This window comes from Psychroserpens sp. SPM9 (genome assembly GCF_025153525.1).
Classification (GTDB): domain Bacteria; phylum Bacteroidota; class Bacteroidia; order Flavobacteriales; family Flavobacteriaceae; genus Psychroserpens.
In genome coordinates, this window is the sequence record NZ_JANZNR010000003.1 from 19,091 (window position 1) to 32,081 (window position 12,991).

At 32.8% G+C, this 12,991-nt stretch carries 11 protein-coding genes; 8 read left to right on the forward strand and 3 right to left on the reverse strand.

Translation table 11 applies throughout. From position 1 onward, the window contains the following. Nucleotides 1–130: 130 nt before the first annotated feature. Nucleotides 131–2,284, reverse strand: coding sequence for an FUSC family membrane protein (locus N4270_RS06515; protein ID WP_260096146.1), 2,154 nt, complete (start codon nt 2,282–2,284; stop codon nt 131–133). A gap of 372 nt (nt 2,285–2,656) precedes the next feature. Here N4270_RS06515 and N4270_RS06520 point away from each other — a divergent pair, with 372 nt between their 5' ends. The 8 genes from N4270_RS06520 (at nt 2,657) to N4270_RS06555 (ending at nt 9,403) form a co-directional block, all read left to right on the forward strand. Next, the gene (locus N4270_RS06520; protein ID WP_260096147.1) at nt 2,657–3,748 is read left to right on the forward strand and encodes a sensor histidine kinase; all 1,092 of its coding nucleotides are present in this window, start codon (nt 2,657–2,659) and stop codon (nt 3,746–3,748) included. A gap of 8 nt (nt 3,749–3,756) precedes the next feature. Beyond that, nucleotides 3,757–5,085 carry a sigma-54 dependent transcriptional regulator gene (locus N4270_RS06525; RefSeq protein ID WP_260096148.1) on the forward strand — a complete coding sequence of 443 codons (1,329 nt, stop codon included), beginning with the start codon at nt 3,757–3,759 and terminating at the stop codon, nt 5,083–5,085. A gap of 186 nt (nt 5,086–5,271) precedes the next feature. Further along, on the forward strand, nt 5,272–5,451 hold the full coding sequence (locus tag N4270_RS06530) for a hypothetical protein (RefSeq protein ID WP_260096149.1): 180 nt from the start codon (nt 5,272–5,274) through the stop codon (nt 5,449–5,451). A gap of 371 nt (nt 5,452–5,822) precedes the next feature. After that, nucleotides 5,823–7,127, forward strand: a complete 1,305-nt coding sequence (locus N4270_RS06535; protein WP_260096150.1) for a Glu/Leu/Phe/Val dehydrogenase — start codon at nt 5,823–5,825, stop codon at nt 7,125–7,127. 22 nt (nt 7,128–7,149) lie between these two features. After that, nucleotides 7,150–7,569, forward strand: coding sequence for a GreA/GreB family elongation factor (locus N4270_RS06540; protein ID WP_260096151.1), 420 nt, complete (start codon nt 7,150–7,152; stop codon nt 7,567–7,569). A gap of 11 nt (nt 7,570–7,580) precedes the next feature. Further along, entirely contained in the window at nt 7,581–8,006 is a 426-nt protein-coding gene (locus tag N4270_RS06545; RefSeq protein ID WP_260096153.1) for a hypothetical protein, read from the forward strand. A gap of 75 nt (nt 8,007–8,081) precedes the next feature. Beyond that, entirely contained in the window at nt 8,082–8,396 is a 315-nt protein-coding gene (locus N4270_RS06550) for a hypothetical protein (RefSeq protein WP_260096154.1), read from the forward strand. A 176-nt stretch (nt 8,397–8,572) separates the two neighbouring features. Next, nucleotides 8,573–9,403 carry a universal stress protein gene (locus N4270_RS06555; RefSeq protein WP_260096155.1) on the forward strand — a complete coding sequence of 277 codons (831 nt, stop codon included), beginning with the start codon at nt 8,573–8,575 and terminating at the stop codon, nt 9,401–9,403. A 73-nt stretch (nt 9,404–9,476) separates the two neighbouring features. On the opposite strand, the gene N4270_RS06560 is transcribed toward N4270_RS06555, so the two are convergent. Then, complete coding sequence (locus N4270_RS06560; RefSeq protein ID WP_260096156.1) at nt 9,477–11,243, reverse strand: hypothetical protein; 1,767 nt, start codon at nt 11,241–11,243, stop codon at nt 9,477–9,479. Beyond that, entirely contained in the window at nt 11,240–12,988 is a 1,749-nt protein-coding gene (locus tag N4270_RS06565; protein WP_260096157.1) for a hypothetical protein, read from the reverse strand. Before N4270_RS06565 ends, N4270_RS06560 begins: the two co-directional genes overlap by 4 nt. Nucleotides 12,989–12,991 lie beyond the last annotated feature (3 nt).

The window sequence follows — 12,991 nt, forward strand, 5'->3', positions numbered from 1 at the left end:
AATAATTGACAGTTTTAGGGCTCATAGTCACCAGAAATGGAGCTTTAATTGAAGACTAAGAATAGATCTGTTAGATATGGTTTTTTGGTATTTGATGCGTCTATGCTAAAACGTAAAGTTCAAGTATTGATCAATTCAATTTGAACTTAGAAGTTAACTTTAGCATATCTTCACTAAGCGCAAACAACCAGTACATTTGTTCCCAAATAAGATGCGCTTCTTTATGAGTGTGAACATTATCTGTTTTCAAAATAGTTTCAGTTGTAAGCCGATGTATTGAGGATTTAAGTTGTTCAGATTCGTTATTTAATATTGAAGGCTTGGATTTTAATTGGGGATTTTCAAAATTTATAGTTTTTAATTGCGAACAAACGGCATCCAGATTGTCTTGAATTTTTTCTGAAATTGCTATAAATTCTTCCGAAGCATCCGTCGTTTTATGATTTTGTACATAGGCACTCAATGATGCTAAAGATGCTAAAAAGTTGTGATTAATTTCAACAAGTTCGTAAATCTCATCAATGTGATTTTGTTTCGATTTTGGTTCTTGAGCCATACGTTGAAATGCTGCACTTAAGTTAGACATTTGCAAAAACGCTTCTTTACGGTTCACTTTTAAACTGGTTGGAATCTTACCTTTTTGCTGTAAATAGGAACTAATGGATTTAAAAAATGCGGTGTTAGCCTTTAAGCCGTCTTTTATATTGTCGCCAATTTCCATGAACGACCACACAGGTAAAAGCCATCGCATCGCTAAATAGGATAGTGTAGCACCAATAATGGTATCCAGAACTCTAAATTGAATAACCTTTAAAATATCGGGTTCTAAAATGGCATAAATAAAAATAACACTCAGTGTAACAAAGGTTGAAGTTGCCTTGTAGTTTTTCTGAATCATAGAAAATGCAATCACTATGGATAACACTCCTAAAACCCCAAAGACATAAATGTTACTAATAAACAGCACCAAAACACTTGCCAAAACAGCACCAATTAATGTTCCAATAACGCGGTCTTTAGAACGGGTTTTCGTGAGTCCGTAACTGGGCCGCATAATGATAATTATGGTTAAAATAATCCAATACGGATTTTGTAAATCAAAAAATAAACCAATACCATAACCCAGCATTACGGTTATTGCCAAACGCAGTGAATGTTTAAAAATAGTGGATCTAAAGCTCAGGTTTCTAAGGATTAATTTTGGAGTATAATCCTGAGTATTTACAAAACGTTTGAGATCATCTGTTGTTATTATTTTTTCTGAACTTAATTCGGGATTACCTAACAACCATTTGATTTTATTAAGCTTTTCGAACTGCTCTTTTTGGTAATCCAAAAAATTATGAAGCATTAAATACTGCTCGTAATCTTCGGGATGATCTTCATTTTTTAAACTCAAAATATCTTGCTCTAGATGTTTGAATAATTCATAAAGAACTTTGTTGGACGGAAATTTTTTAGAGTTATTGGTGTGATTTGCAATGGCACGTAATTGAGACGATAATTCAGAAACTAACTCCTGAAAATTAGTTTTAAATTTAGGATGTGTTTCAAATAACGCATCCATTTTGCTATAGTTTACAGGGTTTGCTATGGCAGTTTCCAGTAGCTCCACTAACTGGATAAATACCAATAAGCGTTTTCCTAAATAGTTAGACCTTCCCGAACTTTTGCGATAAGAAATTAAAATTTCTCTAAAGGTGTCGTGATGCTCGGTGAGCTCAATCTTTAAATTGGTAAGTTGTTCATTTAGTGTTTCTCGAGTTGGTTGCTCACCAAAAAGTTGTTTCCTTGTATCTAGAAAATCTGCGGTAAGTAAAAAAATGTCATGCAAGGTTTCTTCGCTATAGGCTTTCGGATTTAAATAAAACCAGAGTGTTGACAATCCTAAATACCATAAGCCACCAGCACCAATCCAAAGTGCGTATTGGTAGATTTCTAAATTTTCAGAAGTATGAGCAAAACTCAAAACCAAAGCTAATAATCCTGAAAAACTAATCAACGAAGCTCTAAATCCGTAGATAGAAATAAACGCAATACTAAAGGTGAGTACGCCTAGTAAAGGAAATAAAAAGACATTTGAAACATGAAAATAACCACCAATAAAACTAATGATAGTAACTAAAAAAGCAGCAATAAGAATCCCAATTTGTTTGTGTTTTAAATTGCCGCTTACGTCACTTGGTGAACACCAAAAAGCACCAAAACAGAGGGCTAGTCCAATATCTAAATGATTGGTTATAATTCCCAAAATAATAGGAGTCGTAATAGCAATACCTATCAAAATGGCTTTTGAAAAGCTGGTGCTTTTAAGAAAATCTAATAGTTCCTTGAAGTTATTTGAGGTGATTTTTATAATGGAAATTATGGTTTTTATATTTAATACAAAGATACGATTAGAATTGCGAAGCCACTTAAATTGATGCCCAACATTTGGCAGATTCTATTAAATAAATTAGTGATATTTTAATTTTAACGTTAATGACTTTTAATTTTAAATTATAGACTTATATTTAAAAACAAACTCAGAGAAGTGATATCGAGTATTGGCTTTACACCATCTAAATATGTCTGAAAGCAGCATCACGATATGATATTTTGTTCAGATTATATATGGGAAGCATGAGATTAGAAATTAATAGCGAACAACTTGCAGATGAATAAAACAGAACAGGCATTAAAGGAACGCATCAAAGAGTTAACCTGTCTTTATGAGGTCTCATCCATTATTGGAAATGCTAACTTAGAATTGATAGAAGACACACTGCAAGCCATTGCATTCAGTTTAAAAAAGGCATTTCAATATCCTGAAAAAACGGTGATTAGATTCCATGTGGAATCATTTACAGTTGCTAGCGATAACCAACTTAAAAATGCTTTAAGAATTAAAGCTAATGTCAATATTTTTAATAAGATTAAAGGCGAATTAATTGCTGAATTAAATAATACAGATTCTCATGACATCAATTTTTTAAAAGAAGAACAATTGCTTTTAGATAATGTTGCTTTAAAAGTTGGTAGCTTAATGGAACGTATCGAAATTCAGAAAAATGAAACTTCCTTAAAACGCCAAATGGAACATGCTGACCGACTTGGTATTTTGGGTGAAATAACCGCAGGAATTGCACACGAACTCAATACACCTTTAGCTAATATCTTAGGGTTTGCAGAATTACTTAAAAGCGACGTAGAGGCTAACGATAAATTGTCAAGTGATGTAGATAAAATCATTAGCAATGCTATTTTTTCTAGAGAAGTGGTTAAAAAACTCATGTTTTTTGCTTGTGAAATGCCACAAGAAATGAAGCAGATTAATCTTGTGCCGCAAATTAAGAGTGCCATACATTTATTAGATGCTACGTTTAAAAAAGAAGGCTTAAAATATAGTATTAAAATTGAAGCTGAAGAACTTTGGTTAAAAGCAGATCCCATTCAGATTACACAAATTATTTTTAACCTACTCATTAATGCCATTTACTTTTCACCAAAGGATGGCTTAATAACGGTTGAAGCCTATAAACGAAAGACAGATGTGGTTCTTAAAATTTCTGATGAAGGACAAGGCTTTAAACCTGAAGATTTAGATAAAATATTTCAACCTTTTTTTACTACCAAGCCCACTGGAGACGGTTCAGGTTTAGGATTGAGTGTTGTTCATGGGATAGTAACGTCTCATAAAGGCACAATTACTGCAAAAAATAACACTAAAAAAGGTGCTATATTTACAATAACACTTCCTAAAGATTAAATTAAGCTATGGCATTACGCAAAGAAAATATACTTATTGTTGATGATGATGTCAATATTCTTGAGCTCTTACAGCGTCATTTACAATCCTGGAATTATCATGTTTTTAAGGCCATTTCGGTAAAAGAAGCGGTCGTTATTTTGCGAGATACGAAGATTGATTTGTTGATTACAGATTTAAAAATGCCAGAAGTTGATGGTTTTGAGCTTATAAAATTTGTATCCGAACACTATCCTAAGCTTCCTAAGTTAGTGGTAACGGGTTATCCGTCTGTTCAAGACTCTTTAGCTGTAATTAAATCGGGTGTGGTTGATTATTTGACCAAACCCTTTACTAAAGCCGAGTTAAAGTTGGCGTTAGATAACACCTTAATTACTTCCGAAGATACAGCACAGCAACAAAAAGATACTTCTGAAAAGCGTCAGACCACTTACGGAGAAATTATTGGAAATTCGGATAAAATAAACGAGGTCGTTCAAATTATTGAACGCGTTAAAGATAATAAAGCAACCATTTTTATAACAGGCGAAAGTGGTACAGGAAAAGAGTTGGTAGCTCGTGCCATTCACTATGAAGGTAAGTTTTCTAGAGCCCCTTTTATTGCTGTAAATTGTGGTGCTATTCCTGAAAATCTTTTAGAAGCCGAGTTGTTTGGGTATTTAAAAGGCGCTTTTACGGGAGCGGAAACAAACAGAGAAGGTTTTTTTCAAGCAGCCAATGGTGGTACGATTTTCTTAGACGAAATTGGCAATGCTTCCTTAGCGGTTCAATCTCGGTTATTACGTGTGCTGCAAGAAAAAGAAGTGGTTAAAGTTGGTGCCACTAAAGCCGAAAAGATTGATGTTCGGATTATAGCAGCTACCAATAGCGATTTACGTGACTTGATAAAAAAGCAAGCGTTTCGAGAAGACTTGTTTTACCGGCTGACTGTTGTAGAAATTAATGTGGCACCTTTACGGGAACGAAAAGATGATATTCCATTGTTAGTAGATAAATTTCTATTTAAATATGGTCTAGAGTATAAAGATCGCTTTATAAAAATAACGCCTGACGCTTTAGCTGTTTTACAACGGTATGACTGGCCCGGAAATATCAGAGAGTTAGAAAATATCATTCAGCGCGCAGTGATTATGTGTGACAAAAGCATTGGTCTAACCCAACTACCTGAGCACTTAAAACATACGATCGCTTTTTCTACGGAATCGTTAGTGCCACTTAAGGTGATAGAAAAGCAATATATTGAAAAAGTATTGCGAGCTACTGGAAATAATAAAACAAAAGCAGCAAAAATTCTTCAAATTGACCGAAAAACCATTCGGCAAAAACTTTCAGAATAAACGTATTCTACTGAGACATTTTTACCCAATTGGGGAATAATGTACCGTTATACTATTTAATTTAAATTCATATAAAACGCTTTAAACCTATATAAATAAAGGGTTTGGGCTTTGGTATTGTTATGAATGATTGTTTTGGCATTGCTATTGCCTTATCATGAGTGAATAACATTAATACGTTTTAATATGAATCACTTTAATATTTGTCCGAGTTGCATGCACCGCAATTCTTGTGTGTTAACAGCACAAAAGGACAAAGTTTGGTCCTGTAGTGAGTTTGATGAAGAAACACCACCAGATCCATACCATTTTGAGACGAAGCAAAGCTCAGATCAACACAAAGAAGAAATTTTACAATTAGTTTAATCATTACCACATATAATTATGATTTTTAAATCCATACTATCAACAGTAACGTGTCAAAGTTCAATAGGCAAAAAGTCTAATGCCAAAGCAGCAAGACAAAGGTATTTAAGTGAGAAATATCACGAAAGATCAATCATTAACCGATATTTTAAATAGCACCCAAATAATCTACGAAGCACTCAATTATATAAAGAGTCTTTACGTGAAAAAGCAACAAACAACTATGAATTTAAAAACAATTTTAAACCAATTAACCATTCGAAGCATTTTAAAAGGGCAACTAAGATTAGTGCCTGTTAAAACAAGTCTGTATCGATTTTTAACCCGAGAACAATATCTAAAATACAAACAATAATTAGAAACTATTATAAATGGCAACTTTAACAGCAGAATATAAAAAGAGCGTCAAAAAAGTACCTGTAAAAGGTATGATGGATAACGTGATGGAGCAGTTTAACAGTGCTGCAGATCAAATTAATTTACATCCTAACATCAAAAAAATATTAAGCATTACCAATAATGAAATCATTGTCAATTTTCCAGTTAAAATGGATAATGGTGACGTAGAAATTTTTAGAGGTTACAGAGTACAGCACAATAATGCTTTAGGGCCTTATAAAGGCGGATTGCGTTATCATCCAACAGTAGATATTGATGCGGCAAGAGCTTTAGCAATGTGGATGACCTGGAAAACATCTTTGGCAGGATTGCCTTATGGTGGAGGTAAAGGTGGTATTCAATTAGATCCGTCGAAATACTCTCAAGGCGAGTTAGAGCGTATCACCAGACGTTTTACGTTTGCCTTGGCTGATAATATTGGTCCAGAACACGATATTCCAGCTCCAGATGTAAATACCAACAGTCAGACTATGGCATGGATGGCCGATACGTACATGAGTACTCGTCCGCCAGCAGAGCGTACAGCCAATCAGCATGTTGTAACAGGCAAGCCTGATGGGAGTGGCGGCTTAGAAGGTCGTGATCGTGCCACGGGATTTGGTGTGTATTTAACCATCAAATTCTGGGCAGAAAAGAATAATATAAAATTGAATGGCAAAAAATATATCGTTCAAGGCTTCGGAAATGTAGGGTATTGGGCATCCTATTTCTTAGAGCAAGATGGTGCCAAATTGGTAGCTGTTCAAGATGCTTCAGGAAGTATCGAAAACCAAAAGGGGATAAGTGTAGCAGATTTGTTCGCCTATACCAAAGCTCATAAAGGGAGTCTGTTGGGCTTTCCGAATGCTAAGGTATTAGATAACGACGATTTTTTTGCTACAGATTGCGATATCTGTATTCCAGCAGCTTTAGGTAATCAGATTACTGCTGAAAATGCTTATCAAATTAAAGCAAGTCTTATTGCTGAAGGTGCTAACGGACCAACCAATGTTGAAGGAGAGAATATGCTTTTAGAGCGAGGTATTACCATAATACCAGACATTTTATGCAATTCGGGAGGTGTTATTGGTAGTTATTTTGAATGGCTGCAAAACCGAAATGGAGAATTATGGCAATTGGATGAGGTTATGGTTAAACTCGAAAAGAAACTAAAAGAATCTTTTGAGAACGTCTATAAATACGCTGAAGATAAAGCCATGGATATGCGAACGGCTGCCTATTGCATTGCCATAGAACGCATCGAGAAAGCCTATGTGCAAAGAGGGATATTTCCATAAAACATTTTAAAAACGACTCACAATGAAATACGGAAGTTTAATATTAGAAAAGAAAGAGTATGTCTATCTAAAGCGAATACTGAATATATCAGGTTATGCAAAAGACCAGAAAATTCAACAATGTTTAGTAACCTTATCTGAAGAGCTAAAAATGGCTCTAATTGTAGATGAAGAGGAAGTTCCAGCTGATATTATTCGATTTAATAGTATCGTCACATTGGTATTAGAGAATGGTGTAGAAAAACAGCTGCAGGTTGTCATTCCTACAGATAGAGATGTAAATCAGAATAAAATTTCTGTCCTTACTCCAATGGGATCAGCGTTAATTGGGTATTCAAAAGATGATACGATTTTATGGGATTTTCCAACAGGAAAACAATTGATAAAAATTATTGATGTGGTTCAAGAAGAAACCTTCAATGGTATTGATTTAGTAATTTAAAATTTACAGCTATGACAACTTTAAATACAGAAATATACAACCATGATTCTAATGTTGATGTGACTCATAAAATTAATACAATGGAACTGGATAATTGGATCAATCACTTAAGGTATATAAAAAAGGAATTGATTAATCTGGTTGGAGTATGTAGTGAAGATCTAAAAGATAAATTAGATGATGACCATGTTTTAGAGCGTTTTCAAAAAAAGGAAATTGAAAACGAAACCTTATTAAATGCTCTTCTAAAATACGCAAATTCCAGGTCTAATATCGCAGAATGTGAAGACACGCAATGCGATATGATTTACATTACCGAGCATGAAAGTTACCGAAGAAGTTATCTGTATCATTTAGATAAATACCGAAGACTCAAGGATGAATTTTTTAGTAAAGTACAAGGTCAGTTTAGGCTTTTAAATTTTAGCAATCAGTAGCATTTGACTTCCATTTCAAGGTATAAAATAGATGAGCATAGACGGCTGTGCATAAAAAAAGATTTAAACGAATTGATGACATGGATTCATACGTTGGAATCTTTCAATACTGAATTGGATCACTTGTCTGTAATAGAAAAACAACTGGTGAAGAATACTGCGGTTTTGAACGACATTCAAAACATTCGTAGAAAAAATGTTTTAAGTATGGCAAACTTATGTAAATACGAGCAAGAGCTTAAAACAGAATATGAGTACGGACAAGTTGAATATGGTTTTAATCGCTTAAAAGTTCATGAGCAAAAACGTGAACATTATTTAAAACTTATTGAGGCATACACGAGTTTTAAGAACCAATTTTATTTGCTAGTTAGAAAGTATAAAAGATAGGAAACACAAATAAAAAAATTATGATTTGATACTGTTTAAAAGGCTTAAGAAGCCTGATTGATTAATAGTACAATAATGTTATCTTGGTTTTTTTTATGTGTTATCAACCGTGAGAGTTACAGCTTTCACGGTTGTCCTTAAGAGCAAAATAATTATTAACCTTAAACGCAAATACGATGAAAAAGATTTTAATTCCGACAGATTTTTCGCTAAACAGTTATCAAACCATAGACTATATCATTCAACTTTTTGCTAATGAATGTTGTGAGTTTTATTTCTTGAATTCATACAATTATACGGTTTCAGGTTTGAATGCCATTGAAATGCTTCATGCAGACGACGATTGGTTTGATAAGCCTAAAAACGAATCTATTGAACAATTAGGTAAATTAATAGAGCGTTATACATTAAAATCTAAAAATTCCAAGCATGAATTTAATGCTATTTCTGAGCAACATAATTTGGTAGACAGTATAAAGAAAACTATAAAGAGTATACCTATTGATTTAATGGTGCTCACGGGTAAAACTGAAAAAACAGTAGGAAAGCATACCGAAAGCATACTAAAGAAAATAAGATGCTGTCCTATTTTGATTGTGCCACCACATGCCTCTGCCAGCAAAGGAATTTACCTTACTATTGCTTCCGATTTTAAACGAAAAATAAATACGCTTGAAATTGATAGGTTTGTCAAGGTCTTAGAAAACACGAAGGTTGATGTCGGAATTTTAGTTTTAGAAGAGCAAAATACATTAGCAGATGAGTCTAAAAACAATTTAGAAGCATTAATAAGCGCACTAAAGCTAACGCTAAGTCAGGATATAGATTTAGAATACATTCAGCCTACATTTCGACTCAAAGATTACGCAAGATCACACCATGATGGCATTATGTGCATTATAGATAATAAACCAGACTGGTTGAGACAATTAGGACTTTATAAATCTAAGGCCATATCTATATTAGAAAAGTTAAGGACAAATACAGTACTAACAGTACATCAGTAAGTAAGGATGGGAAATTAATCATTTTGTTTCTAATGATTTTAAAAGAGTTTATTTTATTAGGACTTTAGTATATTCAATTCAATGTCAAGTCAATAATTGGAATTCGTATTTCATAACTCTCATCATTATCATAATAAACTACTTTTAAAAATATTGAAGCAGCAGTAGCAGGGAAAACATTCTCCCATATAAGATACGAAGTTTTTAAATATGATTTTTTCAAGTATCTTACATACTTTGATTCCTCAATTTTTTGAGACAAATAAGTGTCATTCAAATTACCTGACTCTGTGCCAGATTTTATTTGTTTTATAGGTGACCACAATTCATCAGAAGTATTGTTGTATTTGCACTTGCAAACAATTGCTGGAAATTTTACTCCCTTTGCAAAAGCTAATTTTTTTTTCGAAAATAACGCATCCCAGGATTTTTGCTTTTCATAGATTCTATTACTTTCTTTTTTGTCATCAGTAGATTTCTTTACAGGTCTTTCTCCAACTTTATAGCATTCAAATGATTTTGAATCAATTTTTGTTTTTAATTTTAATTTGTTTGTTAGCTTTTGGAGTGTTTCCCAACTCTTAAATTCATATTCATAAGGTCCTAGTACTTCTCCGCTTAACAAAGTAAACTTTAAGGATATTTTTTTTGATGTGGTTATTACAGGTATTTCAAAAATGGAATAAACACCAGTTTTATAATTTGTCAATGGATTTATTTTTTCATATTCATCAGAATCATATGCGTATGAAACGTGGGTAGTGTATGCCGGAGTTTCTGGTAGGATTTTTAAAGGATTCGGTGATATAAAAATTGAAGGCAATTCTCCTTTCTTTATGTTTATAGGTTTTAGTGAGTAGCCTATTCCCTCTATATTTGGCTGATTACTTATATTTTTTACTTCGTATATTTTACTTCTTTCGTTATTTTCAAATTGATATTGATAATACATGGAAGTTGAGCCAACGCGTTTTGGAATATGTACCTGGTTTTTATTGTAGACGGTATCATTTAAGATTGCTTTCAGGTCAATGGTTCGGTTCAGATAATTCTTGTTTTCACCAAAATTTAACTGCTTTAGTTTTTTAATGTCATCAGTAAATAAATCATCAAATGACTTAAATCTATTTTTATCTATACTGAAAAGAAATAAATCTCTGTCCTTATAACTTAAACTCCCATAATTGTTAAAGCCCAAGGCTTTTTTTATATTTTCATTTTTTCTTTCTTCTACGGTCGATTTGTCAAAAAATGAATTCGTAATTTCGTGCAGAGCACTAATCTTTATAAACTCACCAATAGTTCCGTCACTATCTATATTTATAACCATTCCTATAATTTCGTTATCAAATTTGATAGCTGCACCTATCATTTCAGTTGAAAATAGTGAGTCGCTTTTGGGTATGATTGTAATATATTTTTCGCCTATATTTTTAATAGAAACAGGAATTTGTAAACGACTTTTGTTCTTTTGGATGATTGATAAATTTGCTTTGAATGTAAATCCGTTAGTATAATCTATTATTTTATCATTGTCCCAAGGGTCACTAACTATATTAGATTTTTTGCTAGGTAATTTTAAAATAACTAATTCTTTATTATAGTAACCGCTGACCCTTATCGCATTTGTTTCAAAATCATTTATCCCAAAAACTTTCGCATCAACTTGAGTATCTTCAAAAAGAAGTTTTGGAGCGATAATATAATTTTCACTATTGTAACTTCTGAGTATACCTGCCCCAATTTTATTTGTGTGAATCCCTACTTGCTTTTGAGTGTAAACCTTCTGACAAATACATGCAAACAGAATCATAAAGACTAATGATTGAAAAGCCCTCATATTTTCTTAAAATTTTTAATATCAAGTTTGAATATTGGGCTTAAGGATTTATCATAGAACACTAATTGTAAATATACATGAGTAATCGAAGTAGGATATATTTCTTGCCATTTAAAATTACTTGACTTTTCGTCCTTAGGAATATTTACAACAGAGACGAGATCTAAATTTGTCCTATCAGTTCCTGATTTAATAGAACTAACCGCTTTCCATTCAGAAGTTGTAATAGGTATAAAATTAAATGGGTTTTTAGGATTGTCCGGACGTGCAGAAGCGCATGCAATTAAAGGAAATTTTTGATTCTTTTTAAACGATAGGTTAAATAGGTCTAATTGAATATCACGTGTTTTTAATTTTTGCTCGGATAGGACTTTAGCTAATTGATCTGAATTGTCATAAGAAGTCCATTCTTTTGGAATTGGTTTCACATTATAACAATTAATAAGCCCACTATTCATCGAAGAAATTATTTTTGCTTTCGCAGTTTCTAGAAAAACAGCATCTCTATTTTTAAATTCGTAATGTAAAGGACCTATTATATTTCCATCTTCTAAAGTTAATTTTAAGTATAATTCTTTGGCCGATTTTGGGATTTTAATTTTGTATAAAGGATATGGACCATGATTTTCAGGGTTTTCTGAAAAAAAACCATTGTTGTCAAAGGAATAATTTAGAATTTTAGTTCCAACAGGAACAATAGGAGTAAAGGAGAAATCTGGATTCACAAGAACTCTGATATCAAAGTTTTGTGTTTTATTCGTAGGCTTAATTTCATAACCTTCTCCATGGCCTAGCTTATTTGTGGTTATGGCCTTAACTTCAATAATTTGACTTTTTTCTCCGTTATTAAACTCAGCCTGTACAAACATTTTTTCGGCCCCAATTCTACGATGTATATACTGTCGTGTCTTCATTGGAATTCGTGACGAATTAAGTTTTTCTAAATCGATTACTTGAAATAAATCATTTTTGTTCTCTCCTGCGAAGAGTTTTTTAAGAACAATTGTTCTAGATTTAGAATCTTTAATTTGAGTTTTTTCAGAAAATTGGCAACCATGAAAAGGAAGGCACAAAATTGTGGAATTGACATGATCTTTGAAAGCCTCATTCTTTTCGGCAGAGGTGATTGATTCTAAGGACAAATCAGAATTAAAATAAGAATAAGTTACACCCATGATAACTTCTTTCTTTATTACTTTTCCTTGACCATTATCAGTATTAACACTAAGTAACATTCCAACTACTTTCCCATTATATCGCAGTGTTGCACCGCTCAGACCTTTGTAAAGGCTTTGCTCTCCTGCTATCGGTTCTATGGTAATATATTCAAATCCAGATGTCTTAATTAAAACTTGAATTGCGCTTACACTTCCATCGACTTCTGTATACGTCAGAATACCTTCTGAATTGTTCGGAATTTGAATATTTGTTTTCTCCCAAAGATTTGATGGTAATTTATCTTCAACTATTTTTAAAATAGCCAAATCATAATCTTCATAAGATCTTACTATTTCAGCATTTTTACTAGAAGAACTCATAGATTTCATTCCGATCACAACAACTCGATCATCTGTGGTTAAGTTGTCTACGACATGATAAGGACATATTATAAAGGTCTCTTTTTTCTGTGTCCAAACAAGACCTTTTCCAATTTTTGACTTTGTTTTGATATAAACCGGTCTTTGTGCTTGAGCAAAATTTCCGAGAGTTAAAACGCATAATAGAAAAAGAAACAAAGATTTCATGGC

Bases quoted from the DNA above. Each gene is read 5' to 3' on its own strand.
- N4270_RS06535 (WP_260096150.1), top strand. From the start codon at position 5,823: ATGGCAACTTTAACAGCAGAATATAAAAAGAGCGTCAAAAAAGTACCT.
- N4270_RS06550 (WP_260096154.1), top strand. From the start codon at position 8,082: ATGACATGGATTCATACGTTGGAATCTTTCAATACTGAATTGGATCAC.
- N4270_RS06540 (WP_260096151.1), top strand. From the start codon at position 7,150: ATGAAATACGGAAGTTTAATATTAGAAAAGAAAGAGTATGTCTATCTA.
- N4270_RS06525 (WP_260096148.1), top strand. From the start codon at position 3,757: ATGGCATTACGCAAAGAAAATATACTTATTGTTGATGATGATGTCAAT.
- N4270_RS06565 (WP_260096157.1), bottom strand. From the start codon at position 12,988: ATGAAATCTTTGTTTCTTTTTCTATTATGCGTTTTAACTCTCGGAAAT.
- N4270_RS06530 (WP_260096149.1), top strand. From the start codon at position 5,272: ATGAATCACTTTAATATTTGTCCGAGTTGCATGCACCGCAATTCTTGT.
- N4270_RS06520 (WP_260096147.1), top strand. From the start codon at position 2,657: ATGAATAAAACAGAACAGGCATTAAAGGAACGCATCAAAGAGTTAACC.
- N4270_RS06555 (WP_260096155.1), top strand. From the start codon at position 8,573: ATGAAAAAGATTTTAATTCCGACAGATTTTTCGCTAAACAGTTATCAA.
- N4270_RS06545 (WP_260096153.1), top strand. From the start codon at position 7,581: ATGACAACTTTAAATACAGAAATATACAACCATGATTCTAATGTTGAT.
- N4270_RS06560 (WP_260096156.1), bottom strand. From the start codon at position 11,243: ATGAGGGCTTTTCAATCATTAGTCTTTATGATTCTGTTTGCATGTATT.